Source organism: Rhizobium sp. 05L429, assembly GCF_056397645.1.
This window is the reverse complement of sequence record NZ_JBFTNV010000012.1, coordinates 1-25,480: the sequence shown is the minus strand read 5'-3', so window position 1 is coordinate 25,480 and position 25,480 is coordinate 1. Positions and strand designations below refer to the sequence as shown.

The window sequence follows — 25,480 nt, the reverse complement described above, 5'->3', positions numbered from 1 at the left end:
TAGTTCCTACAACCTTCTGTTAATGGATTGGGGGTAAGGATTGGGCCTAGCAATTTCATGAAGAAGCCCTTTGATGCACTCGTTCCAGTCCGCTCAGACGCACAGACCTGCGCCGCGCCCTGAACAGGGAGTGTTCCAGCGCGTCCCCATCAATATGCAGGGCCGCCTGATGCTTGCGAATTACGAAGAATTCGAGTGCACGGTGATCGATATGTCGCCCGGCGACATGTATGTCACCTGTGCCGGTCGCCCGCGGGCCAATGAGCGTGTCGTTGCCTATATCGATCATCTCGGCCGCGTCGAAGGCCATGTGCAGACGGTCGATATGCGTGGTTTCACCATGTCGATCAACGCCACCGAGCGTAAGCGCGAGAAGCTCGCGGCTCAGCTCACCTGGCTCGCCAACAAACACGAGCTCGGCCTGCCGGAAGATCGCCGTCATGATCGTCTGACCCCGCGCGAAACCAAGACCGATCTCACCCTCGATGACGGCACGCGCTATACCTGCCGTATCATGGACCTTTCACTTTCGGGCGCTGCCGTCGATTGCGAAGTGCGCCCGCCGCTCGGCACGCCTGCTCGTCTGGGCAACATGCGCGGCCGCGTCGTTCGCCACTTCTCGGAAGGTGTTGCGATCGAGTTCCTTTCGGTCCAGTCGCGCGAAACACTGCGCGAATTTCTCTAAAGCAATTCCAGCAAAAGTGATCAGCGGTTTTGCGTCCGGAATTGCGCAAAGCAAGAAGCACTTCCAGCAAAAGTGATCGGTGGTTTGCGTCTTTGCGTCCGGTTTTCGGGCCTATGCAGCTTCGTCATCTATCCGTCACAGAATTGAAGGATACAGCGCGCCTCAACGAGTGGCGCGGTCATGTCAATCCTGTTTCCCGAAATCGAACCTTATGAACACGGCTTGCTCGACACGGGCGACGGCAACCTCGTCTATTGGGAGGCCTGCGGCAATCCGGCGGGCAAGACAGCACTCGTCCTGCATGGCGGACCGGGTTCCGGCTGCTCCACCGCTGCACGGCGCTATTTCGATCCGTCCGCCTACCGCATCATCCTCTTCGATCAGCGCAATTGCGGGCGCAGCCTGCCGAATGCCGCTGACGCAGCAACCGACCTCTCCCGCAATACGACCGCCCACCTCATCGGGGATATCGAGAGGCTGCGCAGCCTCTTCGGCGTAGACCGGTGGATCATCTTCGGAAATTCCTGGGGCTCGACGCTGGCGCTCGCCTATGCGCAATCCCATCCCGACCATGTCGGTGGCATCGTCATTGCAGGCGTCACCACGACACGGCGTTCCGAGATCGACTGGCTTTATCGCGGCATGGCGCCGCTCTTTCCGGAGGAATGGCACCGGTTCGGTGAGGCGCTGCCGCCGGCACTCCGCAGCATCGACCGGGTGAGCGCCTATCACAGACTGCTCAACGCTTCCGAAGAGCAGGTGCGGCTGAAGGCGGCGCGCGACTGGCACGAATGGGAAGCGGCGACGATTCTGCTTGCCGATCCCGCCGGCCTGCCCCGGCGCTGGTCCGATCCGCGCTATCTTCTGACGCGCGCCCGCATCATCACCCACTATTTCCGTGAGGGTGCGTGGTTGGAAGACGGCACACTCCTGGAAAATGCCGGTCGCCTCGCGGGCATTCCCGGGCTCCTCATCCACGGACGTTTCGATATAGAAGCACCGCTTGTCACCGCCTGGGAACTTGCCCGCGCATGGCCCGGCGCCGAGCTCATCGTGCTGCCGAAAGCGGCCCATTCCACTGCAAATGCCGATATTGCCGCCGCGATCGTCGCTGCGACGAACAGATTTCGCGATCTCTGACGAAATTATTTTTTCGGTTGAAGATTGGGAAATGAGGCGGAATCGCGTTTTAGGGCGGCCATGACGCCTGTTTGTGCGCTTCAACAGGATTGCCGCCAGCCGCAGTTTTCGGTGCAACTCGTCGCAGAAATTTACCCAGCATGTCGAAAATCGTTAACACCCTGTCCGGTTTCCGGCCATTTTCGGTTCGAAAGCGTTTTTCCCAATCCTTCAATTTTAATCGAATTCGAGACGAATGCGTCTTTAATTTTAGGCGTATTCGAGCTGAATTTGAATCAAGTTCGACGCGCATTTGATTCAAGTAAGCCTTTAATTCTATTGCGTAATTTTGCGTGAGATAAAAACGTCCGTGTCATTGTCATCCTCATAACGGRGAGACGATAATGTCAATTCGAAATCTACTGAAACGCGGCCTTCTGGCCGTTGGCATGACAGTGGCAATGGCGGGCGCAGGACAGGCATCACCCGCCAGCATGACACTTGCAGGCAATGCGAGCCCGCCGATCGGGCACTATGAATTCTGTCAGGCCAATCCGAGCGAATGCGCCTATGCCGGCGGCGATGCCGGCCCGGCAATCCTGACCGAGGATCGCTGGAAGGAGATTCTCAAGGTCAACTACACGGTCAACTCCACCATCCAGCCGATGACGGACAAAGAGATCTACGGTGTCGAAGAGCGCTGGGCCTATCCGCGCACCGTCGGCGACTGTGAGGATTTCGCGTTGCTGAAGCGCAAGATGCTGATCGATGCCGGCTTCTCTCCATCAGACACGCTGATGACTGTCGTGCTGCAGCCAAATGGCGAAGGCCATGCGGTGCTTACGGTTCGCACCGATCACGGCGACTTTGTTCTCGACAACATGCGCAACAAGGTGCTGCTGTGGTCGGATACCGAATACACCTACCTGAAGCGCCAGTCCGCCGACGATCCGGCCCGCTGGACGAAGCTGCAGGATGGCCGCGCCGTCGCGGTCGGCAGCGTGAAGTAACAGGCATACCGGCCCCGGTCAGTCCCCGCATCCCCGTCCCGACCGGCGCCCAGAGCCGTTCCCGCTGTCCCGGGAACGGCTCGCTTCTTTTGTGGCTGTTCTGCTCGATAGGGTTAACGCCTCGTTAACCCCGTCATCTCATCATCATGGAGAGATTCACAACCGGCACCCGACGACTCGCGTCCTTCCTGCGGCGGCCCGATATCCGAGGACGATGATGAGCCATTCCGCCGCGGGCCATCCTGGTGAGCAACCCCTTCTTTCGACCCGCTTCCTGGTCCGTGTCACCGCGACGATTGCGGTTCTGGCGCTGCTGACGGTTGCCATCAGCGTTGCCGGCCGCTGGTTCGGCCGTCACATCTCTCTTGCCGGCAATACGGAAGGCACCACAGGCATTACCCTGACAATCGGCCGCGATACGATCGGCCTGCCCGCCAATACGATTCGCTTCCCCAGTGAACGTCATGACGGCGCGGCCGAACGGGCTGATCTCTACCTTACCTGGCCGGAAATGCAGGGCTACAGCAAGGAAACGCGCCAGCGTTTCGATGATGTCGTCCAATCCTCGGGCCTGATTTTCCTGCAGATCACCCAAGGAACGATGTCGCGGGACATGTCGGGCCGGCTGGAGCCGATCTATTCGCATCTAATGGACGGCGCGCCGGAAGCCTTTGCGCATGGCCTGACACTGCACCGCCTGCGTGCCGATGCCGGTTACAACGGCGAAGTGCTGTTGGCTGCGCCGCGCGAAGGCGCCGCCGATTATGTCGTTCGCTGCGTCCTGCCCTCGTCTGCGGAAACGGCGACCAGCGGAGATTGCCAGCGCGATATCAAGGTCKGCAAGGATTTAAGTGTGCTTTACCGGTTCTCGAGCCGTCATTTGGCTGACTGGGACCACATTGATGCCGCGATCAGGAGTTTTGTCGAGGCTCGTCTGGTGAGCCGGACTGCAACAGCTCACTAAAATCCCCTCCAATGTCTGAAGAAACGATTCATCATAAACGGATTGGTAACGCTGAACCGGTAGTCTTCGAAGACGGCCGGTTGCGCAGCAGGGGGTGCGTGGCCCGCCAAACATCAGAAATGCAAGCGAAGAGTGGAATAGTGTCAAGGTCAATCTCCTCCGTATCATCGCCGCGGTCTGCCGGTTTCCTMGCAAAGGTGYTGACGATCCTTTCGATGGCTATCGCGATCGTCGCGGTCGACTCGGTCAATGCCGAAGCGGAAGCTGCAAATCCTAAATATGCCGGTATCGTCGTCGACGCCCGGACGGGAAATGTTCTCTACAGCGAGAATGCCGACCGTCTTCAGTACCCGGCATCGCTCACGAAGATGATGACGCTCTACATGACCTTCGAGGCCCTTGAGCAGGGCCGCATCCGCCTCGACACGCCTGTCCCCTTCTCCGCTCACGCCGCAGCCCAGGCGCCGACCAAGCTTGGCGTGCGCGCCGGCAGTACGATTACCGTTGAGCAGGGTATCCTCGGCCTTGTGACGTTGTCTGCCAATGACGCCGCGACCGCGCTCGGCGAAATGCTCGGCGGCACGGAAGACCGTTTCGGCCAGATGATGACGGCCAAGGCCCATGCGCTCGGCATGACGCGCACGACGTATCGCAACGCCAACGGCCTTCCGAATACCGCGCAGATGACGACGGCGCGCGACCAGGCCCGCCTGGGCATCGCCCTTCGCCAGCATTTCCCCCAATATTACGGCTATTTCTMTGCGCGCGCCTTCAAGTTCGGCAATCGCGTGATCCGCAGCCATAACCGCCTCGTCGGCTCCGTCCGCGGCGTCGATGGCATCAAGACCGGTTACACCCGCGCTGCCGGCTTCAATCTGGTCAGTTCGCTGCAGGTCGACGGCAAGTCGATCGTCGGCGTGGTTCTCGGCGGTGCATCCACTCCTGCCCGCGACTCGCAGATGCGCAAGCTGCTCGCCACCTACATGCCGAAGGCTTCCATGAGCGGCGCGCTTGTCGCCCAGTCGAAGCCGGTACCCGAGATGATTGAGACGCCTGCTCCGGTTTCCCCGGCCAAGGTTGCCCAGGTGGCGCAGAAGAAGACGATTACCGCAGATCAGGTGCCGGTGACGGCGGCCGCAGCCGACCTCGGCCTGCCGCATAAGGGACCGCTTCCGGACAGCCGCTATCAGCAGGCAAGCACCGAGGTTGCCTATGCGGAAACCGCAGCACCTAAGACCGATAATCCATTGCTGACGCAACCGATGCCGTCCCCGACCAAGGTCAAGACGGTCGCGATCAAGACGGCCACGGTCAAGCAGCAGGAACAGGCATCGGTCGCCGTGCCGACACCGGCTCCCGCCTACATCCCGCCGGAACAGGGCGATACTTCCGTCGACGATCTGACGACTGCTTCCACCAAGGCGACGCCGGCCAAGGAGGTTGCCGCGAAGGAAGTGCCGCAGCCGTCGGGATGGGTTGTCCAGATTGGCGTCTCGTCAAGCCGTGAATTGGCGATGGACCTTCTGGCAAACGCCAAGGCCAAGGGCGGCAGGGCACTGAACTCCGCCAAGCCCTTCGCTGTTGCCTATGCCAATGACGGCGATCAGATCTATCGCGCCCGCTTTGGCGGTTTCGATGGCCAGCGTGATGCAGTCAATGCCTGCAAGGCTCTCAAGAAGGCCGGTGTGAAGTGCTGGGCGGCTGCCCAATGAGATATCCAGCGCTGCCTATGACTGATTTGGCGGCGTACCTGCCTGCCGGCTGCGGTGTTCGCGCTGCCGGCAGTCGATTCTAGTTCGATTTGTATTGCGTACGAGGAAGATGATGTCGATCAACGAGAATGTTCCAAATGCGCCTGCGGGGCGCCGGGCGGTTAACAAGGGGCGCTCCGGCCTGCATCCGCTGCACGAAGCAGCGCTCCGGCTTGCCGAAATCGGCCTGCAGCGCCCGAGGGCGAAGTCGCCGAAAACCCGTGATCTGATCAACCTGTTGCTGTGCCATGGTGCGCGCGCCTGGCGCTATTCGCAGCCTGAGGCGTATATCCATCTGCACATCACTTCGCCTGACGGCCATTCGCCGGTCGTGCTGCGCCTGCGCTGAAGTATTTTAGAGTAGGCCGAGTTCCGAAAGCTCACGGCGAAGATCCGCGGGCAGTTCTGCAATGCCGACGCCGAGGCTGTCGAGATCGCGCGGCACATCTTCGGTCGGATAGTAGCGCCAGCCCTGGAAGGCCCGCTTCGGCTGAACCGAGGTTTCGATCACCTCCGGACCGAGTATCAGATGGCAGCGGCCGATCCCTTCTCCATCGGTAAACGTCTGGATGTCGAGGATCTTCTGGCGAGCCTGGACCTGACCCTTGATCACCCAATAGAGCGAACCACCGTCGATMAGTTCTTCCACGCGCTTCGGCACCATGCGGGTCGTGTGGACTGAGTGTGGTTCCAGTCCGGCAGCCATGGCGCGCAACGAGCGCTCGGCCACCCATTCACGCAGGTCTTCGATCGAGTCGCAGCCGACGCAGAGCTTGATGAGATTTAGTGCCATGCTGCCGTTGAAATCCTTTTGACCGGCAGCGTCAAGCGGCTAAAGCATGTCTCGCAAAACTGTGCAGCGGTTTTGCGATAACGACATGAGGCAAAGAGCTAAAGCGCGAAATCTGAAAGATCGCGACGCGCTTTAACATCAGCCGTCCGCAAACTCAGCATTCGACGACGTTGACGGCCAGACCTCCGGTCGAGGTTTCCTTATATTTCTCACTCATGTCGTAGCCGGTCTGGCGCATGGTCTCGATGCAGGCGTCGAGCGGGACGAAATGCTGGCCGTCGCCCTTCACTGCGAGCGATGCGGCCGTGACCGCCTTTACCGCACCCAGCGCATTGCGTTCGATGCAGGGAACCTGCACCAGACCGGCGATCGGATCGCAGGTCATGCCGAGATGGTGTTCGAGCGCGATTTCCGCGGCATTTTCGATCTGAGCCGGCGTGCCGCCCATGACGGCTGCGAGGCCGGCGGCTGCCATGGCGGCGGCCGAGCCGACCTCGCCCTGACAGCCGACCTCCGCGCCCGAGATCGACGCATTGTGCTTGATGATGCCGCCGATCGCCGCTGCGGTCAGCAGATAGTCGTGGATGCCCTTCTGGTCCCAGTCTTCGTGGAAATGCTCGTAATAGCGGATCGTGGCGGGAATGACGCCTGCCGCGCCATTGGTCGGCGCCGTCACGACACGCCCGCCGGCAGCATTCTCCTCGTTGACCGCCATCGCGTAGACGCTCAGCCAGTCATTGGCGAGCAGCGGGTTGACGCGGTTGCTGCGCCACTCCTCCTGCAGCTTGTCGTGAATATGCTTTGCGCGGCGCCTGACGTTCAGACCGCCGGGCATGATGCCTTCTACCTTCAGTCCGCGCTCGATACAGGAGCGCATCGCTTCCCAGATACGGTCGAGGCCGGAATCCAGCTCCTCGCGGCTGCGCTGGCTTTCCTCATTGGCGCGTTTCATCTGTGCGATTGACAGGCCGGAACGTTCGGCCATTTCCAGCATCTGCTTGGCGCTGGCGAAGGGATAGGGCACCTTGTAATTGCCCTGCGATGCTTTCTTGCGCGCCCGCATCTGCTCCAGCTCYGTATCGGTGACGACGAAGCCACCGCCGACGGAATAATAGATGCGCTTGACGAGAAGCCGTCCGTCCTTGTCATAGGCGGAAAAGGTCATGCCATTCGCATGGCCCGGCAGCGGCTGCTTCTTGTCGAAGATCAGGTCCGTCTTCGGCTGGAACTGATAGGCCGGATGCCCCTCCGGCGTGATCCGGCCGCTCTTTTCAACCTCATCGATGATGGCGTCCATTTGATCGGGATCGACCTTGTCGGGCKCTTCGCCCATCAGACCGAGGATGACCGCCCTGCCCGTTCCGTGGCCGATCCCCGTATGGGCGAGCGAACCGTGCAGGCTGACCTTGATGGCAGTCACCTGCGCGCCGATGGAAGGACGCGGCCATTCGTTGGACAGGATGAGGTCAAGGAACCGATTGGCAGCCGTCATCGGCCCCATCGTGTGCGAACTCGACGGCCCCACCCCGATCTTGAATACATCGAATACCGAAAGAAACATGAGGGCGCCTTCTAAAATTCACGATGCAGACTATGCGAGCCAGGCTCGGTATCCGCGTGACGGACCGACATCGCCTTGAACCGGTGCGACATCCGGCCGGACACTAGTTAAAAGCAGACCATCTTGCCAGCAATTCTCATCTTGCCGGTCATTGCAGCATTCGAATGCATCTATAGAGTGGCCGCATTTATATGGGAACTGACTCGCTGATGATGACGACGGCGGACTATATCGCGCTTGCCTTCTTTATCTTTATCTGGATGGGCTATTCCTGGCTGCTGCACGGTCAGACCTTCTTCGGGCGCACCAGCCTGACCCACGCCATGGCGGAGCGGCGGCGTGAATGGATATATAACTCCCTGCGTCGCGATTTGAAGATGATCGACACCCAGATCATGGCAGGGCTGCAGAACGGCACGGCCTTTTTCGCCTCGACATCCATCTTCGCGGTCGGCAGCTGCTTTGCGCTGCTCGGCGCCACGGAAAAGGTGGATGCCGTCTTCGCCGACCTGCCCTTCGTCTTCCACAGCGGACATGCCGTCTTTGAAATGAAGGTCGGCGGCCTTGCTGCCCTCTTCGGCTACGCCTTCTTCAAGTTCGGCTGGTCCTATCGCCTCTTCAACTATTGCACCATTCTCTTCGGCGGCATTCCGATGGTGCATGACTCGGAGAAGGACATGATCGCCGCCGAGCGCGCCGCGGAGCGTGTCATCCGCATGAATGTCATCGCCGGCGGCCATTTCAACGAAGGGCTCAGGGCAATCTTCCTGTCGATCGGCTATCTCGGCTGGTTCATCAACCCCTATGTTTTTATGGGTACGACGGCCATGGTCATTGTGGTCCTGACCCGACGGCAGTTCTTTTCGGAAGCGCGCCTCGCCATCATGGACGCAAACCCGCCACCAAATCTCCACCTTTCTCCTGTTCAGCGCAACAAGCCGTCAGCGAGTGACGGTGATGAGCTGTCCGAGGGATTGTGAATGATAGTGTCGGCAACGGAAGCGACGGCCCCGCAGAGGCCACCGCGCATCGGCCTTGTGGATACGGCGCGCGGCGCCGCGCTTATTGCCATGGCCACCTACCATTTCAGCTGGGATCTGGAATTCATGGGCTATCTGCAGCCCGGGACCGCCGAAACCGGCTGGCTGAAGATCTATGCCCGCGCGATCGCCACCACCTTCCTCTTCATCGTCGGCATCAGCCTGGTGCTATCAAGCCGGCCCGAAATCCGCTGGCCTTCCTTCTGGAAGCGTTTCGCTATGGTCGCCGGCGCAGCCGTGGTCATATCCGCCGCGACACGCTACTTCGTGCCCGGCGAATGGATCTATTTCGGCATCCTGCATTCCATTGCGGCTCTGAGCCTCATCGGCGTGGTTTTTCTGCGCCTGCCATTGCCCGTGACGCTGCTCGTCACGCTGGCGCTGTTCGTCGCCTGGATTGTCGACGCCTTCGTCATGCCCGGCGTGCTGGATACGCACCTTTTCGACCCGAAATATCTGGCCTGGCTCGGCTTTGCGGCCACCCCAGACCGGTCGAACGATTTTGTGCCGCTCTTTCCCTGGGCGACGCCCTTCTTTCTGGGCATGAGCCTCGCCCGTCTTTCCTTCCGCACGAAGCTGCCCCAGAGACTGGCATCATTGGGCACGGGTGGAACATGGCTTGCGCGCCTCGGCCGCCACAGCCTCGCCTTCTACCTCATTCATCAGCCGGTATTGATCGCCATCGCTTATGGCCTGACCTTCATCATCGCGCCGCCGAAACCCGATCCGGCAGCGACATATCTGCGCCAGTGCAATACGTCCTGCACGGTCGAACAGGGCGAAGCGCTCTGCCGCAGCTTTTGCCAGTGCACGCTCGACCAGTTGCAGGCACAACAGCTCTTGACGCCGTTCCAGACAGGCGCGGTCAAGGCGGATGATGAGAGAATTATGGTGCTTGCCACCCAGTGCAGCGCCGAAATAGAACCCGCGCCGCAGTCGCAGCCCGAGCCCCAACAGTGATCAGGTCGTGACGCCGATCTCGGCGAGGCGGCCAAGGCAGGACTCCTCGATATTGTCGAGCTCGGTGATCGTTTCGTCGATATCCTTGCGCTTCTGGCGCAGGTCTTCGCGCTTCTCGTCCACACGCTTCATCAACAGTTTGAGCTGGCCGAGCTCGCCCGGCGGCTCCTTGTAGACCTGAATGATCTCGCGGATTTCGGCAATGGTGAAGCCGATGCGCCGGCCGCGCAGGATTTCCTGAATGAGCCGCCGGTCGGCAGGACGGAACAGCCGCGTGCGTCCGCGGCGTTCCGGTTGGATCAAACCTTCGTCTTCATAGAAGCGAAGCGTGCGCGTCGATACTCCGAATTCGCGCGTCAGCTCCGTTATGGTATAGTACTTGTTCACCAGCATGGCATCCCCGTCATCCGCCTGACATAATATTGACTTTTACGTAATAGTCAATTTAGGCATCTGTTCAGATGCCGAACCACCATGTCGCTAAGCCGAGGAAGGCGAAAAAGCCGGTACAGTCGGTGACGGTCGTGACGAAGACGGACGAGGCGATCGCAGGGTCCGCTCCCATCTTGTCGAGCAGCAGCGGCAGCAGGATGCCGGCAAGGGCTGCTGCAATCAGATTGATGATCATCGCCGCCCMGATGACGGCGCCAAGCTGGTAATTGTGGAACCAAGTGCCGGCGATCAAGCCCAGCAGCAAGGCGAAGAGCATTCCGTTCAGGATGCCGACGCCCGCCTCTCTGCGGATGATGCGGCCGGCATTGTAGATATCGAGGTCACGGGTTGCGAGTGCACGCACGGTCACGGTCATGGTCTGCGTGCCGGCGTTGCCGCCCATGGAGGCAACGATAGGCATCAGCACTGCAAGCGCAATCATCTTCTCGATCGAGCCGTCGAAGAGGCCGATGACGCTTGCAGACAGCATCGCCGTGCCCAAGTTGATCAACAGCCAGAGGAAGCGCGAGCGCACGGTCGAGATCACGTTGTCGGACAGTTCTTCGTCGCCCACACCGCCGAGACGCTTGATGTCCTCGTCCGCCTCTTCGTGGATGACGTCGACCACGTCGTCGATGGTGAGCACGCCGACGAGCCGTTCGTTCTCATCGACGACAGCTGCAGACAGGAGGTCGTACTGTTCGAAGAGCTGGGCGGCCTCTTCCTGGTCCATCTCGGCGGGGATCGGATGGTTCGTTTCCCGCATGATGGCTTCGATCTTGTTCTGCCGCTTGGTGCGCAGGATCTGATCGAGATCGACGGCCCCGAGCAACTTGAAGGTCGGGTCGATGACGAAGATCTGCGAGAAGGAATAGGGCAGATCCTCCTCGTCGCGCATGTAGTCGATCGTCTGTCCGACCGTCCAGAACGGCGGCACGGCGACGAATTCCGTCTGCATGCGGCGGCCGGCCGAGCTTTCGGGATAATCGAGCGCGCGGCGAAGGCGCACCCGCTCCGTAAACGGCAGCTGCGCGAGGATCTCTTCCCGGTCTTCCTTGTCGAGGTCTTCGAGAATGTAGACCGCGTCGTCCGAATCCAGTTCGCCGATGGCCGCGGCGATCTGCTCGTTCGGCAGCTGGTCGACGATCTCGCGGCGGATCGTCTCGTCCACTTCGGTCAGCGCCGTCATGTCGAAATCGTCGCCGAGCAGGCGCACCAGCGCCAGGCGCTGATCCGGCTGGATCGATTCCAGGAGGTCGCCTATCTCCGATTCGTGCAGGCGCGCGACGTTCTGGCGAAGAAACAGCGTATCGCGATCGGCGATGGCTGCACCCAGGCGCGCCAGGAAATCGCTGCGCACATTGCCATCTTCATTATAGATATCGACTTCTTCGTCGGTCGGACGCTTGCGGCGGTCTTCGGTATCGGTCGTCGTCATATGCCGCCCTCGCATCTGATTTCAAAGACTATCGAGCCGCATTGGAAAATGTCGGCTGAAAATGCATTGTCAACAAGCGGATAAGCGAATTCCGCCCTGCCCTTGCGGCCGCGGGATTCCTTATCGACCTGCTAGCCCAAAGCATTTCTGCCGTAAAGCTCAAACACATGCTTTCTGATGACAATGCCTGTGGCCGGCTATAGTTTCCGCTGCCATTTGCCGAAAGGAAGCTTAGCTGTGCCGATCCGCCCCATTCTCCGCTATCCGCATCCCGGCCTGAAGACGGTCTGCGCCCCGGTAATGTCGTTCGATTCGGCCCTGTCAGGGCTTGCCGACGACCTGTTGCAGACGATGCGGGCGGCACCCGGTGTCGGCATCACCGCTGCCCATATCGGCGTCTTTGAGCGGCTGACGGTGCTGGAACTCGACAAGGCCGACGGCGTGCGCATCTATGTCAATCCCGACATCACCTGGTTTTCGGACGAGACGATGATCCATATGGAGGGCAGCGTCTCGATGCCGGGTGCGACGGACGAGGTCACACGCCCGAAGGCGATCCGCTTTCACTATCAGGATCTCCAGGGCCATCACCACGAAGAAGAGGCATCGGACTTCCTCGCCATCTGCGTCCAGCACGAGGTCGATCAGCTCGACGGCATTTTCTGGCTGCAGCGCCTGTCGCGGCTGAAGCGTGACCGGCTGGTCAAAAAGTGGGATAGAATGAAAAGCTGAGGGTAGCGCCGCAATCGGTCGAACCAACAGCGCCCTTCCTGCGTTTGCCTTGCAGAATGGAACCGGAAGGAGACGGAAATGCCAAAGATCACTGACAAGACCTCGCTTTCCCGCGAAGAGGATTATCGCGACTTCGAGGAGCGCAATCTGGACGACGGCTGGCCTTATGCCGACGGCAGCGGTGCGAAAGCCGCAGCAACCGAAAACCGTGCCTATGGCGAAACCTCGGCCAATTTCGACCGTGACCGCAACGGCGGCTTCCGCATCGACGGGACGGACGAGGACGGCAATGAAAATCGTCTGAAGGATTCGCTCGAGCCTGATACCATCGACCGCGGCGAGAGCGACGATCTCGAGGCCCGCGTGACCGAAAATCTGGAAAATATCCCCGAGGTAGATATCGACAGCGTCGAGGTTCACGCCGACGGGCATACCGTGACGCTGGACGGGTCGGTCGAAACGATCGGCATCGCCCGCAAGGTCGAGCTCGGCGCTCTGTCGGTGGACGGTGTCCACCATGTGCGTAACCGGTTGCAGATGACAGGTGTCGATGCCCACATCCCGAATGAAGACTAAGGCCGAAAACACGAAATCGCCACATTTCAGGACCGGAAAGCTCCCTGCTTTCCGGTTTTTCCGTCTCTAAAATTACAAATAGTTAATCAATTAAAGATTGCAAAATTGCCCTTCGGATGAAAGCGTTGACATCTCAGGCAATTAACTGTGCCGGCTAAGGTAACGTACCCCTCAAAAACATTGACAAATATGTGATTTCATTCGGACAAAACGTCGCAACATGGCCGTCATCTTTCTCACAAATTTGCCCGAATTGGGGAGCGAACTGAGCTTGCCGAGGGTTGGTTTTGTGTTGTTGCTTGCAACAAGAGATTGAGGAGATGACCCATGCGCATGAAAATCGCCGCCGCCGCCACCCTGTTTGCCGTCAGCCTGGCCAGTGCAGCCTTCGCTCAGACGAAGTACAATGACGACTATTCCAACGATGGCGACGGCCTCTACCAGACCCCGGTCGCACCGGCCAAGCCCATGCACTATCCGACCCATGCGGCCGCCCCTGCCTATTCCAGCGACTACACGAATGACAGCGATGGCTTCTCGCCGACAGCGATGACGAAGCCGGCGAAAGTCGACAACACCGCGACCGCCAGCATCAAGCCGCTGCCGGACTGCCACAGCATGGTCGGCCCGAAGGGCTCCCACCAGAAAGGCGCCGATAGCGGAGCAAGCCGCACCGAAGCATGCCGCGCAATGCACTGACATAATCCGAGAAAGGGCCGGTTTCCGGCCCTTTTCTTTTGTAATTTCAATGTCTCCTGCGGCGTAATCCACACCTCGGACAAGCTTTTAAAAAAAACTGTCACATCGCGCTTGTGTACCTCTGAGGCTTTTGCTACATGCTGCCTCGCCGACGCAAATCGGCCCTACCACGATGCGGTCGTGGCGGAATTGGTAGACGCGCAGCGTTGAGGTCGCTGTGGGGTAACCCGTGGAAGTTCGAGTCTTCTCGACCGCACCATTCCCCTCTCAGGGGTATTATTTTGATTATGTTTTTTTGGACGAGTGCGAATATTTCTCCGCGCGATTTTAGTTACGCCAGAACCATACTTTTATTGGTTCTGTTTGTGTGGTCGCGAAAAAAGCAACCCATTTGATCGATGTTCAACGTTCGCACCTCTCTTAAGCAGCTCCCGTGATMATCTCAGTTCAATCCCTCCAAGACTGAGTCCTCGGCGTGACGGTTTGCTTTTCAAACGCCCCTCGAATCTCCGATCTGACAAAGAGACTGTGCTGCCTCTTTGAGCATCACTGATACGCGACTCATCCCATATCGCCCTTCACCGGAATCGGCGCGGTCCTCCGGCACTTTATCTTCCCGCCTCTTCAACGTGACACCAGACCGCGAGAAGCGGAGTAGTGGTGCAACGCATGGCAAACGACTGTCCGGCTTCAGCAGCGAAGACACCGCCTATTCCGGTCGAAAACCAGTTCTCTCCGGCTATTGAAAGTTCGCATGGGGAAAGCAGCAGGAAGGCCCGTGAAAACCGTTGGACGTGATCCGGGAAACGGCTGTAGGGTTCCATATATGTAAGGCCAACCCGGATATCCGTCCGGTCCTCCAGGCCACCTGGCCCAACAATCACGCTATGTGCATGGGCCTTCTCAAAGTTGAGGCTGGCAAACGGTCCACTTCTGCCTCTGATCCACACGAGTGATTCGGCAAGGCGCCAAACGCACTGCGCTATCTCGGAGTATAAGTCGCCAGTCGCGATTGCGTTTTGAAGTGCCGCCTCGAGGCCTGAAGGGGTTCCGGTATCCTGGAGCCGCGTGTCGCGCAGCGTTCCTGTACGCTCGAGCTTTTGAAAGACCTTACCCGCGACAAAGCTCGCCATCGTCGAAGCCGAGGGATTCAGCATCGCCCGGACCAGCAAGTTCAGGAAGTTGTCGAGCATCGCTGGGCGCTGCGCAGCGCCGCGTTCGCGAAGCCTGCTTTTTACCGGCTCATTCTCATCGGTGATGAGCAGATCTGCTGCCCGCTTGATTATCCTGCCCATTACCTTCTCCGTGCAGAACCTTCCCTACAGTGCCGGGTCCAGCTCCTGCAAGGACTCTGATCGATTTGCCGCCAGACCATGATCGGCGGCATAGCGTTCCGTCTCCCGCTTCGTTCCGCATTTCATCATGGACTGATTGGCGCGCAGAAGCTCCGTGCTGAAAAGCCGCCTGCAGCAAAGAACAATTGAATCACTCTTCGCCCGAGTCCATATAGAAGCCCGCGCCGCGCCCCTCTTTGCGTGATGGCGCCAAGGACTGTCATGCTACGCACCGATCTCGATTTCTCTATGCTCCCGAAACTTGGTTCGCGCCCCGTTCGCTGGCGGATCTCGGATGAACTCGTGCCCTATGTGGAAGCGGTAGAGACGATGGAGCGGGAGGTAGCTGATATTGCCCAAGGCGGCGACGAGCTTGTCTGGCTGCTGGAGCATCCGTCGCTCTATACGGCCGGCACCAGTGCCGATGCCAAGGATCTCGTCGAGCCGGATCGCTTTCCGGTCTTCGCCACCGGCCGCGGCGGTGAATATACCTACCACGGTCCGGGCCAGCGTGTTGCCTATGTCATGCTTGATCTCAAGCGCCGCCGGCAGGATGTCCGCGCCTTCGTCGCAGCACTGGAAGAAGTCATCATCCGGACGCTCGATTCGATGAATGTGCGCGGTGAACGGCGCGAGGATCGTGTCGGTGTCTGGGTCCGCCGGCCGGAGAGGCCGCTCTTGCCTGACGGGACCATGGCGGAAGACAAGATCGCCGCACTTGGCATCCGCCTGCGCAAATGGGTGACGTTCCACGGCCTGTCGCTGAACGTCGATCCTGATCTCGATCATTTCACCGGCATCGTGCCATGTGGCATCTCGGCCTTCGGCGTTACCAGCCTCGTCGATCTCGGCCTGCCGGTGATGATGGCCGATGCCGATATCCGCCTGCGTGCTGCCTTCGAAGAGATCTTCGGCGAAACCGTCAACGATACGGGGCACTGTCCTTGATTGCCAGTGCTTGATTGCCGGTGCTTGATTGCCAGTCCTTGATTGAATGACCTTCCTGTGGTTGATGACGTCATCCGCAAGAAGCAGCCCTCATGTCCCAATCTCCCTCCGCACAGAATCCGCTCCAGGGCATGGCTATCATGGCTGGGGCCATGGCCATCCTGCCGACGATGGATGCGATCGCCAAATACATGGCGACCTTCGAGGGCATGTCGCCTGGACAGGTAACCTTCTACCGCTTCTTCTTCCAGCTGGTCTGCACTCTGCCGATCCTCTTTGCCATGTTCGGCATGCAGGCGCTGTCTGCCAAGCGCCCGTGGATGAACCTCCTGCGCGGTGCGCTGCATGGCGCAGCCAGCCTGCTTTTCTTCGTCGCGGTCAAATACATGCCGCTCGCCGATGTCTTCGCCATCTACTTCGTCGAGCCCTTCATGCTGACAGCGCTCTCGGCACTGTTTCYGGGAGACAAGGTCGGCTGGCGCCGCTGGATGGCAATCGTCGTCGGTTTCAGCGGCGCGATGATCGTCATCCAGCCAAGCTATGAGATCTTTGGCCTGAAGGCGCTGCTGCCGGTTTTCTGCGCCTTCCTCTTCTCGCTTTATCTCTTCCTCAACCGTGCGATCGGCGAGGCGGATTCGCCGCTGACGATGCAAACGATGTCGGGTATCGGCGGTACGATCTTCATGGCGGGCGCAATGTTTGTCGGAAGCAGCATCGGCAATGCCGACTTCATCCCCTCCCTGCCCGCCTCCTGGCTCGGCCTCGCGCTGCTGGTCATTCTCGGCACGATCTCGGGCTATGCGCACATGCTGGTTGTTAAGGCTTTCCGCCTGGCGCCGCTGTCGCTGCTTGCGCCGTTCCAATATTTCGAGATCATTTCGGCGACCGTGCTCGGTTACGCCCTCTTCGGCGATTTTCCGAATGTTTCCAAATGGATCGGCATCGCCATCATAGTTGCATCGGGTCTTTTTATCATCTGGCGCGAGCGTTTGCAGGCACGGTCGTTAAAATCCGAATGAAACGGCCAATCCAAGGTTAACCCTCCTTCTTGAGGGATCTTCAATTCGGCATCGATAAAACCACTTCCGGCTTCATGATGAAGTCTGGAGATAAAAGATGAGTGAGTTCCGTCTCGCTTTTCCGGCGTGTGTCATCGCCGGTAAGCATCGGCTGACGGCCGAGGACATTGTGCTGCTGCGCAAACATACCTTTCCGGAGGGAATCCGGACATCCGATGATGTCGTGGTGATGTTGGCGCTCAATAATTCCTGCCCCGAAAAATGCTCGGAATGKAACGCGTTCTTCGTGGAACAGCTGGCAGGCTTCATCGTCGATTATACCTATCCGCAGGGCTCACTGGACGAAATAAATGTCGCATGGATCATGCGCATGTTCACGACCGACGGCGTTGTCAATTCCGCGCTCGAGCTTGAGCTCGTCCTGCACGTCATGGAACTCAGCGCCCATGTGCCCGATGAGCTGCGGGCGCTCGCGCTCGATCAGCTCCGCTTGGCGCTATCAGAGGATATCGGCGGCTACAAACTGACCCGCGCTATCGACCGCAAGAGCATCGCACGCCAGGATGTCGACTACGTCATGCGCGTTTTGAGAAGCGTCAGCGAAGGCGGCGTCATCGGCGTTTCGCCGGTCGAATATGGCGTTCTGCAGCGCATCGAGGCGGCAACGCTACCAGGCGCGAATCATCAGCGCTGGGGCGAGATCATGGCTGCGGTCGAAATCAGAGATTATGCCGAGCCGAAACGCAGCCGTTGGCTGCGCATCATCGACGAAGAGCCGGTCGTCGCTGCTGCGGTTGCCTGATCGTCTGTAATATCTCAGCCCGCCCTGATTCTTCAGCCCAATTGTACGTTCCGGCTTTTTATGCGTAAAACTCCGGAACGCATTTCCTGGGTGGAGTCTCGATGTTCAAGAAAATCCTGATCGCGAATCGCGGCGAGATTGCCTGCCGCGTGATCAAAACCGCGCGCCGCATGGGCATTGCCACCGTTGCGGTCTATTCGGATGCGGATCGGGATGCCCTGCATGTCGAAATGGCCGATGAGGCCGTCCACATTGGCCCTGCCCCGGCTGCCGAAAGCTATCTCGTTGCCGAAAAGATAATCGCTGCCTGCAAAGAGACCGGTGCCGAAGCCGTGCACCCCGGCTATGGCTTCCTGTCGGAGCGCGCTTCCTTTTGCGAGGCGCTGGAGAAGGAAGGCATCATCTTCATCGGCCCGAAGCCCAGGGCGATCATGGCGATGGGCGACAAGATCGAATCGAAGAAATTCGCCAATGCCGCCAAGGTCTCGACCGTACCCGGTTATCTCGGGGTGATCGATGACGTGGCGCATGCCGAAAAGATCGCCGCTGAGATCGGCTATCCCGTGATGATCAAGGCATCAGCCGGCGGCGGCGGCAAGGGTATGCGCATTGCCTGGAATCAGGCGGAGGTGCGCGACGGCTTCGACCGCGCCCGCTCGGAAGCCAAGAGTTCCTTCGGCGACGACCGCGTCTTCATCGAGAAATATGTGGTCGATCCGCGCCATATCGAAATCCAGGTACTGGCCGATGCGCATGGCAATGTCGTCTATCTCGGCGAGCGCGAATGCTCCATCCAGCGCCGGAACCAGAAGGTCGCCGAAGAAGCGCCCTCGCCTTTCCTCGATGAGAAGACCCGTGCAGCCATGGGCGCGCAGTCGGTGGCGCTCGCAAAGGCTGTCGACTATCAGAGCGCCGGCACGGTGGAGTTCATTGTCGACCGCGACCGCAATTTCTATTTCCTCGAAATGAATACTCGCCTGCAGGTTGAGCATCCGGTGACGGAACTCGTGACCGGCATCGATCTCGTCGAGCAGATGATCCGCGTTGCATCAGGCGAGAAGCTGCCCTTCGCCCAGAAGGACATCAGGTTGAATGGCTGGGCGGTGGAAAGCCGTCTCTATGCCGAAGATCCCTACCGCAACTTCCTGCCCTCGATCGGCCGCCTGACGCGTTACCGACCACCGGCAGAGGGCCGGACTGGCGATCTGATCATCCGCAACGATACCGGTGTCTTCGAAGGCGCTGAAATCTCCATGTATTACGACCCGATGATCGCCAAGCTCTGCACCTGGGCGCCGAGCCGCCTGCAGGCGGTGGAAGCCATGGGCCAGGCGCTCGACGCGTTCGTGGTCGATGGCATTGAACACAATGTTCCCTTCCTCTCGGCGCTCATGAAGCATCCGCGCTGGCGCGAAGGCCGCCTTTCCACCGGCTTCATCGCTGAAGAATATCCTGAAGGCTTCGCCCCGATGGCGCCTGACGCGGCGGAAGAGGCAGCGCTTGCCGCCATCGCGCTTTCCGTTTCCTTGATCGAGTCCGGCCGCCGCGAGGACTTTGCCGACCGCTTGCGCCAGGCGAGCGGCTCCTTGCGTGACGAATGGGCCGTCAAGCTTGGCAGCACCTATGTGCCTGTCAAACTGATCGATGGCCTCGTCACGATTCCCTTCGAGATGGAAATGGAGGTCGGTGGCCGCACCGAAACCGTTGTCACCGATTGGAGACCGGGCGATCCGGTCTGGCATGGCAGGATTGCCAGCCGGCCGGTGACGGCGCAGATCCGTCCGATCCTGAATGGCCTGCGAATCGACTGGCAGGGTCTTTCGGTCAAGGCGCGTGTCTTTACGCCGCGTCATGCCGAGTTGGATCGCCTGATGCCCGTCAAGTTGCCGCCGGATACCTCCAAGCTCCTGCTCTGCCCCATKCCCGGCCTCGTCGTCTCGATCGCCGTCTCCGAAGGCCAGGAGGTCAAGGCAGGCGAAACGCTCGCTGTCGTCGAAGCGATGAAGATGGAAAACGTGCTGCGTGCCGAGCGCGATCTCGTCGTCGGCAAGATTACGGCCGCTCCTGGCGAAAGCCTCGCGGTCGATGCCGTCATCATGGAATTTGCCTGAGGCGAAGCCGATATGGAATTCACCTAGGCGAAGCCGATATGGAATTCACCTAGGCGAAGCCGATATGGAATTCACCTAGGCGAAGCCGATATGGAATTCACCTAGGCGAAGCCGATATGGAATTCACCTAGGCGAAGCCGATTTTCGAATGGCGTTCTAAGCCCTTTTTGTGCTTGAGCCATCCTCGCCGAGCGTGCAAGAGTCCGCCACGCAAATCAGAGGAGATCGAAGATGGATGTTCGCGCCGCCGTTGCCGTTCAGGCAGGAAAACCCCTTGAGGTCATGACCGTTCAGCTCGAAGGCCCGAAGGCAGGCGAAGTGCTGATCGAGGTCAAGGCGACCGGCATTTGCCACACTGATGATTTCACGCTTTCCGGTGCCGATCCGGAAGGTCTTTTCCCGGCGATCCTTGGCCATGAAGGCGCCGGCATCGTCGTCGATGTCGGYCCCGGCGTCACGTCCGTGAAAAAGGGCGATCACGTGATTCCGCTCTACACGCCGGAATGCCGCGAATGCTATTCCTGCACCTCGCGCAAGACCAATCTCTGCACCTCGATCCGCGCGACCCAGGGCCAGGGCGTGATGCCCGACGGCACCTCGCGCTTCTCGATCGGCAAGGACAAGATCCACCACTATATGGGCTGCTCGACCTTCGCGAACTTCACCGTTCTGCCGGAGATCGCGCTTGCCAAGATCAATCCCGACGCCCCCTTCGACAAGGTCTGCTATATCGGCTGCGGTGTCACGACGGGCATCGGCGCGGTCATCAACACCGCCAAGGTCGAGATCGGCTCGACGGCCATCGTCTTCGGTCTCGGCGGTATCGGTCTCAACGTTCTCCAGGGCTTGCGCCTTGCCGGTGCCGACATGATCATCGGTGTCGATATCAACCCTGACCGCAAGGCATGGGGCGAGAGGTTCGGCATGACGCATTTCGTCAACCCGAAGGAAGTCGGCGACGACATCGTGCCCTATCTCGTCAACATGACGAAGCGCCATGGCGACCTGATCGGCGGCGCCGATTACACCTTCGACTGCACCGGCAACACCAAGGTCATGCGCCAGGCGCTGGAAGCCAGCCACCGTGGCTGGGGCAAGTCCGTCATCATTGGCGTCGCCGGCGCCGGCCAGGAGATCTCGACGCGTCCCTTCCAGCTGGTCACTGGCCGCAACTGGATGGGCACGGCCTTCGGCGGTGCCCGCGGTCGCACCGACGTGCCGAAGATCGTCGACTGGTACATGGAGGGCAAGATCCAGATCGACCCGATGATCACCCACACAATGCCGCTCGAAGACATCAACAAGGGCTTCGATCTCATGCACAAGGGTGAAAGCATCCGCGGCGTCGTGGTCTATTGATGACTGCTATTGCCTACAGCGTCGATCTGAAGGGCCTCGATGAGCTCTCCGCGCGGGAGCTTTACGACCTCTTGAGAATGCGTGTGGATGTCTTCGTCGTCGAGCAGAATTGCCCCTATCCGGAACTCKACGGCAAGGATATCGATGCCCTGCACCTGCGGCTGCTGGAGGGCACTGAACTCATTGCCTCCACGCGGCTCCTGAAGCCCTATAATGCACAGGATCCCGCAAAGATCGGCCGCGTCGTTGTCTCACCCGCCCATCGCGGCAGGCGGCTCGGCGATGCGGTGATGAAGGAATCGATCATCGTCTGTGAAAGGCTCTTTCCCGAAAATCCCATCGCGCTTTCGGCGCAGGCCCATCTGCGTCGCTTCTACGAATCCTTCGGTTTCGTGAAGACCTCGGAGGAATATCTGGAAGACGGCATTCCCCATATCGATATGGTCCGCCAGCTGGCCGGAGAGCCGGCATGAGGGTTTTCCCATGATCTATGTCGATGCCGATGCCTGCCCGGTCAAACCCGAAATCCTGAAAGTGGCCGAACGCCTCGGCATGGAGGTGACCTTCGTCGCCAATTCCGGCCTGCGCCCATCCCGTGACCCGATGGTGCGCAACGTCATTGTCTCGAATGCCTTTGACGCCGCCGACAACTGGATCGCCGACAATACCGGCCCGACGGATGTCGTGGTGACTGCCGACGTGCCGCTTGCGGTTCGCTGCGTCGCCAAGGGCTCCTTCGTGACAGGCCCGACAGGACGTGTCTTTGATCAGACCAACATCGGCATGGCGAGCGCCATGCGCGATCTCGGCGCTCATCTGCGAGAGACCGGCGAAAGCAAGGGCTACAATGCCGCTTTCAGCCCCAAGGATCGTTCGCGTTTCCTCGAGACCTTCGATCGTCTCTGCCGCCGCGCGAAGAACGCCTGATTGCCAGGCCTGCCCGCTGGAATCGGGTGGCATGGCAGCTATGCCAATTCCTAACTTGAACTCAGCCGTTCCCTCGTCCATATCAAGCGTGACGCAGACGACTGCGGCGCTCGGGTCTGCCCGGGGCGCAAAAGTCGCGGGGACGGCCTCGCTCTTGACAAGGAGAGTATGATGGCCTGGTTCCTGCTTTTTCTCGCTGGCCTTTTTGAATGCGGTTGGGCAATCGGTCTGAAATATACCGACGGCTTCACCCGTCCGATGCCGACGATCCTCACAGTCATTTGCATGGTGGTGAGCGTCATCCTGCTCGGTCTTGCCGTCAAAACCCTGCCCATCGGCACGGCTTACGCGATCTGGACCGGTATAGGCACTGTTGGTACCGTCTTGCTCGGTATCTGGCTTCTGGGGGATGCGGCAAGCGCCTCGCGCCTGATCTGCATTGCGCTGATCGTCACCGGCATTGCCGGCCTCAAGCTGACGGCCTGAAAAAGAAATATCTGAAATGAAGAAGAGGCTGCGGCGATGAAGCACCCGCAGCCTCTTCTGTTAGGCAGCCGCGTTTCTGTTATCGACGGACCATGCACCGGCGCCGGCAAAGAACAGGTAGAGGAAGACGAAGCAGAACAGGATCGCGCCATCGCCCTGGTTGAGAGCCGGGAAGAAGCTGTGCGGCATATGCGCCATGAAATAGGCGATCGCCATTTCGCCCGCCAACAGGAAGGCAACCGGCCGTGTTGCGAAGCCGATGAGAATGAGGATACCGCCAAAGGTTTCCAGCAGTGCCGCAATCAGGAACAAAGTGGACAGCGGGCCGTCGCCCTGCGCTGCCGGGAAGCCGAAAAGCTTCATCGTTCCGTGCTCGATGAACAGAAGCGCGGTCATGATTCTGAGAGCGGCCAGACCATAGGGGCGGTAGGCGGATAGACGCTCGAAAGTTGACATAAAGACTCTCCTTAAGGGTGTACTGCCGAGCGTTACCGTGTCTCTAACAGGGATTGAAGACACAGTTTGCTGACAGGCGTTCACAACTTCGACAGTGGATAAACACCTGAAGAGGCTCCTTTATTCGTTCACAACGGGATGTTGTCGTGCTTCTTCCAGGGATTGCTGAGATCCTTGTTCCGCAGCATCTTCAGTCCGCGAGCCAGCCGGCGCCGTGTCGAATGCGGCATGATCACCTCGTCGACATAGCCCCGCTCGGCCGCCACGAAGGGTGACAGGAAGCGATCCTCATACATTTTCGTGTGCGCCGCAATCTTTTCGGGATCGGCGATATCCTTGCGGAAGATGATCTCGACGGCGCCCTTGGCGCCCATGACGGCGATCTGGGCCGTCGGCCAGGCATAGTTCAAATCGCCCCGCAGATGTTTCGACGCCATCACGTCATAGGCGCCGCCGAAGGCCTTGCGGGTAATGACCGTCAGCTTCGGCACCGTCGCTTCCGCATAGGCAAAGAGCAGCTTGGCGCCATGCTTGATGAGCCCGCCATATTCCTGCGCCGTGCCCGGCAGGAAACCCGGCACGTCGACGAAGGTGACGATCGGAATGTTGAAGCAGTCGCAGAAGCGCACGAAGCGCGCCGCCTTGCGTGAGGCGTCGCTGTCAAGCACGCCGGCAAGCACCATTGGCTGATTGGCGACGAAGCCGACAGTCGAGCCCTCGATGCGCCCGAAGCCGCAGACGATATTCTTGGCAAAGCTCGCCTGGATCTCGAAGAAATCCCCCTCGTCCGCCACCTTCTGGATCAATTCCTTGATGTCGTAGGGCTTGTTGGCATTGGCCGGGATCAACGTATCCAGCGAATTGTCGGCATCGGTCGCCGACTGATAAGATTCGATTTCCGGCACCGGCGACGTGTTCGACTGCGGCAGGAAATCGATGAGGCGGCGAACCTGCAAGAGCGTATCGACATCATTGTCATAGGCGCCATCGGCTATCGAGGAGCGCGTCGTATGCACGCTCGCGCCACCGAGTTCTTCCGATGTCACCGTCTCGTTGGTGACGGTCTTCACGACATCGGGACCGGTCACGAACATGTAGGACGTGTCGCGCACCATGAAGATGAAATCCGTCATGGCAGGCGAATAGACGTCGCCGCCGGCGCACGGCCCCATGATGACGGAGATCTGCGGAATGACGCCAGACGCCAGTACATTGCGCTGGAAGACTTCGGCATAACCGCCGAGTGCCGCGACACCTTCCTGAATGCGCGCGCCGCCTGCATCATAGATGCCGATGATAGGCGCGCGGTTCTTCAGCGCCATATCCTGCACCTTGATGATCTTCTCGGCATGGGCTTCCGAAAGCGAACCGCCGAAGACGGTGAAATCCTTGGCGAAGACGAAGACGGTGCGGCCGTTGACAGTGCCCCAGCCGGTCACCACGCCGTCGCCGGCGATGCGGCTCTTGTCCATGCCGAAATCGGTAGAGCGGTGCTCGACGAACATGTCGAACTCCTCGAAGGAGCCTTCGTCGAGGAAGAGGTCGATGCGCTCACGCGCCGTCAGCTTGCCGCGCTGATGCTGCGCGTCGATGCGCACCTGGCCGCCGCCGAGACGGGCAATTTTGCGGCGGCGTTCGAGCTCTTCCAGAATATCCTTCATGATCCCCCCTCGCCGCTTTCAGCGGTTATGCAGCATTTCAGCAAAGTATGCGCGGTTTTGTGTCCGGAGTTGCTTAGAAACAGAAATGCCCTAGCGTCCGCTCAGTGAAAAGGCGGAGCGCACGCGTGCAGCGATATCTTCCGCCAGAATGTCGTCGGCAAGGTCAGGATCGGCGGTCAGGCTTGTAACTTCGAAGGAGGTTAYGGCGATCACGGAGCCGTCTTCCACGGAGGCCGCATCGATCCTCACCTTCGCGACATTGCGGTCCTTCTGGAAACCGAGGCCCTTTGTGACGGAAACGATGCGGATCGTCAGCACCACGCGCGGCAATTCGCTCGTGCGGACCGTCGCGCGGATGGCGGAGTTGACGCGGTCGCTGATGCCGGAAAGCAGTTCCGCCGACAGGGTCGTGCTCGAAAGCACGACGGCGCTTCGCACGTCGTAGACGGGCTTTTCCTCCTTCTTCGGCATGAGGCTGGCGCAGGCCGTCAGCGCGATGCAAACAAGCGCTATCAGGCAAAATTTCCACGTCTGCCAATTCATTCCAAATTCCCGCATATCCCCGTCTGGAGTCGCAGATTTGGTCATAAAGCCCGTCAAGGCAATATGATTCAGGC

At 59.6% G+C, this 25,480-nt stretch carries 27 protein-coding genes and 1 tRNA gene; 20 read left to right on the top strand and 8 right to left on the bottom strand.

Going from position 1 to position 25,480, the window contains the following annotated elements:
* Nucleotides 1–73 precede the first annotated feature (73 nt).
* The 6 genes from AC1DNW_RS14640 to AC1DNW_RS14615 all read left to right on the top strand — a co-directional run bounded on the left by AC1DNW_RS14640 (nt 74) and on the right by AC1DNW_RS14615 (nt 5,878).
* A complete protein-coding gene (locus AC1DNW_RS14640) occupies nt 74–685 on the top strand; it encodes a PilZ domain-containing protein (protein ID WP_113295478.1) in 612 nt (203 codons plus the stop codon).
* A 180-nt stretch (nt 686–865) separates the two neighbouring features.
* A complete protein-coding gene (gene pip, locus AC1DNW_RS14635) occupies nt 866–1,825 on the top strand; it encodes a prolyl aminopeptidase (RefSeq protein ID WP_113309116.1) in 960 nt (319 codons plus the stop codon).
* Nucleotides 1,826–2,208: 383 nt separating this feature from the next.
* Nucleotides 2,209–2,814 (top strand): transglutaminase-like cysteine peptidase, encoded by a 606-nt coding sequence (locus tag AC1DNW_RS14630; protein WP_113295476.1) that lies wholly within the window; start codon nt 2,209–2,211, stop codon nt 2,812–2,814.
* 217 nt (nt 2,815–3,031) lie between these two features.
* Nucleotides 3,032–3,778: a hypothetical protein gene (locus AC1DNW_RS14625; protein WP_477853385.1), complete on the top strand. Its 747-nt coding sequence runs from the start codon at nt 3,032–3,034 to the stop codon at nt 3,776–3,778.
* 119 nt (nt 3,779–3,897) lie between these two features.
* Nucleotides 3,898–5,490 (top strand): serine hydrolase, encoded by a 1,593-nt coding sequence (locus AC1DNW_RS14620; RefSeq protein ID WP_477853260.1) that lies wholly within the window; start codon nt 3,898–3,900, stop codon nt 5,488–5,490.
* A gap of 112 nt (nt 5,491–5,602) precedes the next feature.
* Entirely contained in the window at nt 5,603–5,878 is a 276-nt protein-coding gene (locus AC1DNW_RS14615) for a hypothetical protein (RefSeq protein WP_113310619.1), read from the top strand.
* Nucleotides 5,879–5,884: 6 nt separating this feature from the next.
* Here the strand turns inward: AC1DNW_RS14615 and AC1DNW_RS14610 are convergent, their stop codons facing one another.
* Nucleotides 5,885–6,322 (bottom strand): DUF1489 family protein, encoded by a 438-nt coding sequence (locus AC1DNW_RS14610; protein WP_113310620.1) that lies wholly within the window; start codon nt 6,320–6,322, stop codon nt 5,885–5,887.
* 154 nt (nt 6,323–6,476) lie between these two features.
* Entirely contained in the window at nt 6,477–7,883 is a 1,407-nt protein-coding gene (locus tag AC1DNW_RS14605; protein WP_477853258.1) for an L-serine ammonia-lyase, read from the bottom strand.
* Between the two features lie 212 nt (nt 7,884–8,095).
* Between AC1DNW_RS14605 and AC1DNW_RS14600 the strand changes: the two genes are divergently transcribed.
* Together AC1DNW_RS14600 and AC1DNW_RS14595 are read left to right on the top strand one after the other, a co-directional pair.
* Entirely contained in the window at nt 8,096–8,863 is a 768-nt protein-coding gene (locus AC1DNW_RS14600; protein WP_113295728.1) for a DUF599 domain-containing protein, read from the top strand.
* On the top strand, nt 8,864–9,883 hold the full coding sequence (locus tag AC1DNW_RS14595) for a heparan-alpha-glucosaminide N-acetyltransferase (protein WP_113310622.1): 1,020 nt from the start codon (nt 8,864–8,866) through the stop codon (nt 9,881–9,883). It abuts the gene before it with no gap.
* Here AC1DNW_RS14595 and AC1DNW_RS14590 read toward each other — a convergent pair whose 3' ends face one another.
* Both AC1DNW_RS14590 and mgtE read right to left on the bottom strand, forming a co-directional pair.
* A complete protein-coding gene (locus AC1DNW_RS14590) occupies nt 9,884–10,276 on the bottom strand; it encodes a MerR family transcriptional regulator (protein ID WP_113295469.1) in 393 nt (130 codons plus the stop codon).
* A 64-nt stretch (nt 10,277–10,340) separates the two neighbouring features.
* Nucleotides 10,341–11,753 carry a magnesium transporter gene (gene mgtE / locus AC1DNW_RS14585; protein ID WP_477853255.1) on the bottom strand — a complete coding sequence of 471 codons (1,413 nt, stop codon included), beginning with the start codon at nt 11,751–11,753 and terminating at the stop codon, nt 10,341–10,343.
* 237 nt (nt 11,754–11,990) lie between these two features.
* Here mgtE and AC1DNW_RS14580 point away from each other — a divergent pair, with 237 nt between their 5' ends.
* From AC1DNW_RS14580 to AC1DNW_RS14565, 4 genes are all read left to right on the top strand, one after another.
* Nucleotides 11,991–12,485, top strand: a complete 495-nt coding sequence (locus AC1DNW_RS14580) for a peptide deformylase (RefSeq protein WP_113310623.1) — start codon at nt 11,991–11,993, stop codon at nt 12,483–12,485.
* Between the two features lie 78 nt (nt 12,486–12,563).
* Nucleotides 12,564–13,061 (top strand): BON domain-containing protein, encoded by a 498-nt coding sequence (locus tag AC1DNW_RS14575; protein ID WP_113310624.1) that lies wholly within the window; start codon nt 12,564–12,566, stop codon nt 13,059–13,061.
* A 327-nt stretch (nt 13,062–13,388) separates the two neighbouring features.
* A complete protein-coding gene (locus tag AC1DNW_RS14570; protein WP_113295465.1) occupies nt 13,389–13,760 on the top strand; it encodes a hypothetical protein in 372 nt (123 codons plus the stop codon).
* Between the two features lie 174 nt (nt 13,761–13,934).
* A tRNA-Leu gene (locus AC1DNW_RS14565) sits at nt 13,935–14,019 on the top strand.
* A 349-nt stretch (nt 14,020–14,368) separates the two neighbouring features.
* On the opposite strand, the gene AC1DNW_RS14560 is transcribed toward AC1DNW_RS14565, so the two are convergent.
* Nucleotides 14,369–15,055: a dimethylsulfonioproprionate lyase family protein gene (locus tag AC1DNW_RS14560; protein WP_113310625.1), complete on the bottom strand. Its 687-nt coding sequence runs from the start codon at nt 15,053–15,055 to the stop codon at nt 14,369–14,371.
* A gap of 261 nt (nt 15,056–15,316) precedes the next feature.
* Between AC1DNW_RS14560 and lipB the strand changes: the two genes are divergently transcribed.
* From lipB to sugE, 8 genes are all read left to right on the top strand, one after another.
* Entirely contained in the window at nt 15,317–16,042 is a 726-nt protein-coding gene (gene lipB, locus AC1DNW_RS14555; protein ID WP_113310626.1) for a lipoyl(octanoyl) transferase LipB, read from the top strand.
* A 92-nt stretch (nt 16,043–16,134) separates the two neighbouring features.
* Nucleotides 16,135–17,061 (top strand): DMT family transporter, encoded by a 927-nt coding sequence (locus AC1DNW_RS14550; RefSeq protein WP_477853248.1) that lies wholly within the window; start codon nt 16,135–16,137, stop codon nt 17,059–17,061.
* A gap of 97 nt (nt 17,062–17,158) precedes the next feature.
* Complete coding sequence (locus AC1DNW_RS14545) at nt 17,159–17,863, top strand: hypothetical protein (protein WP_477853247.1); 705 nt, start codon at nt 17,159–17,161, stop codon at nt 17,861–17,863.
* Between the two features lie 101 nt (nt 17,864–17,964).
* The gene (locus tag AC1DNW_RS14540; RefSeq protein WP_477853245.1) at nt 17,965–19,974 is read left to right on the top strand and encodes an acetyl-CoA carboxylase biotin carboxylase subunit; all 2,010 of its coding nucleotides are present in this window, start codon (nt 17,965–17,967) and stop codon (nt 19,972–19,974) included.
* Nucleotides 19,975–20,205: 231 nt separating this feature from the next.
* Complete coding sequence (locus AC1DNW_RS14535; protein WP_113310630.1) at nt 20,206–21,333, top strand: S-(hydroxymethyl)glutathione dehydrogenase/class III alcohol dehydrogenase; 1,128 nt, start codon at nt 20,206–20,208, stop codon at nt 21,331–21,333.
* A complete protein-coding gene (locus AC1DNW_RS14530; RefSeq protein ID WP_477853243.1) occupies nt 21,333–21,806 on the top strand; it encodes a GNAT family N-acetyltransferase in 474 nt (157 codons plus the stop codon). The genes AC1DNW_RS14535 and AC1DNW_RS14530 overlap by 1 nt, the downstream gene beginning before the upstream one ends.
* Before the next feature lie 10 nt (nt 21,807–21,816).
* Entirely contained in the window at nt 21,817–22,260 is a 444-nt protein-coding gene (locus AC1DNW_RS14525) for a YaiI/YqxD family protein (protein WP_113299390.1), read from the top strand.
* Between the two features lie 171 nt (nt 22,261–22,431).
* Nucleotides 22,432–22,746, top strand: coding sequence for a quaternary ammonium compound efflux SMR transporter SugE (sugE, locus tag AC1DNW_RS14520; RefSeq protein WP_113310632.1), 315 nt, complete (start codon nt 22,432–22,434; stop codon nt 22,744–22,746).
* Nucleotides 22,747–22,806: 60 nt separating this feature from the next.
* Here sugE and AC1DNW_RS14515 read toward each other — a convergent pair whose 3' ends face one another.
* The 3 genes from AC1DNW_RS14515 to AC1DNW_RS14505 form a co-directional block, all read right to left on the bottom strand.
* Complete coding sequence (locus AC1DNW_RS14515; protein WP_113299392.1) at nt 22,807–23,202, bottom strand: DoxX family protein; 396 nt, start codon at nt 23,200–23,202, stop codon at nt 22,807–22,809.
* Nucleotides 23,203–23,330: 128 nt separating this feature from the next.
* Nucleotides 23,331–24,863 carry an acyl-CoA carboxylase subunit beta gene (locus AC1DNW_RS14510; RefSeq protein WP_113310633.1) on the bottom strand — a complete coding sequence of 511 codons (1,533 nt, stop codon included), beginning with the start codon at nt 24,861–24,863 and terminating at the stop codon, nt 23,331–23,333.
* 90 nt (nt 24,864–24,953) lie between these two features.
* Nucleotides 24,954–25,406 carry a hypothetical protein gene (locus tag AC1DNW_RS14505; RefSeq protein WP_477853241.1) on the bottom strand — a complete coding sequence of 151 codons (453 nt, stop codon included), beginning with the start codon at nt 25,404–25,406 and terminating at the stop codon, nt 24,954–24,956.
* Nucleotides 25,407–25,480 lie beyond the last annotated feature (74 nt).

Excerpts from the sequence above, each read along its gene's own strand:
- AC1DNW_RS14640 (WP_113295478.1), top strand. The coding sequence starts at position 74 with ATGCACTCGTTCCAGTCCGCTCAGACGCACAGACCTGCGCCGCGCCCT.
- pip (WP_113309116.1), top strand. The coding sequence starts at position 866 with ATGTCAATCCTGTTTCCCGAAATCGAACCTTATGAACACGGCTTGCTC.
- AC1DNW_RS14630 (WP_113295476.1), top strand. The coding sequence starts at position 2,209 with ATGTCAATTCGAAATCTACTGAAACGCGGCCTTCTGGCCGTTGGCATG.
- AC1DNW_RS14615 (WP_113310619.1), top strand. The coding sequence starts at position 5,603 with ATGTCGATCAACGAGAATGTTCCAAATGCGCCTGCGGGGCGCCGGGCG.
- AC1DNW_RS14600 (WP_113295728.1), top strand. The coding sequence starts at position 8,096 with ATGACGACGGCGGACTATATCGCGCTTGCCTTCTTTATCTTTATCTGG.
- AC1DNW_RS14595 (WP_113310622.1), top strand. The coding sequence starts at position 8,864 with ATGATAGTGTCGGCAACGGAAGCGACGGCCCCGCAGAGGCCACCGCGC.
- AC1DNW_RS14590 (WP_113295469.1), bottom strand. The coding sequence starts at position 10,276 with ATGCTGGTGAACAAGTACTATACCATAACGGAGCTGACGCGCGAATTC.
- AC1DNW_RS14575 (WP_113310624.1), top strand. The coding sequence starts at position 12,564 with ATGCCAAAGATCACTGACAAGACCTCGCTTTCCCGCGAAGAGGATTAT.
- AC1DNW_RS14570 (WP_113295465.1), top strand. The coding sequence starts at position 13,389 with ATGCGCATGAAAATCGCCGCCGCCGCCACCCTGTTTGCCGTCAGCCTG.
- AC1DNW_RS14560 (WP_113310625.1), bottom strand. The coding sequence starts at position 15,055 with ATGGGCAGGATAATCAAGCGGGCAGCAGATCTGCTCATCACCGATGAG.
- lipB (WP_113310626.1), top strand. The coding sequence starts at position 15,317 with ATGCTACGCACCGATCTCGATTTCTCTATGCTCCCGAAACTTGGTTCG.
- AC1DNW_RS14525 (WP_113299390.1), top strand. The coding sequence starts at position 21,817 with ATGATCTATGTCGATGCCGATGCCTGCCCGGTCAAACCCGAAATCCTG.
- sugE (WP_113310632.1), top strand. The coding sequence starts at position 22,432 with ATGGCCTGGTTCCTGCTTTTTCTCGCTGGCCTTTTTGAATGCGGTTGG.
- AC1DNW_RS14515 (WP_113299392.1), bottom strand. The coding sequence starts at position 23,202 with ATGTCAACTTTCGAGCGTCTATCCGCCTACCGCCCCTATGGTCTGGCC.
- AC1DNW_RS14510 (WP_113310633.1), bottom strand. The coding sequence starts at position 24,863 with ATGAAGGATATTCTGGAAGAGCTCGAACGCCGCCGCAAAATTGCCCGT.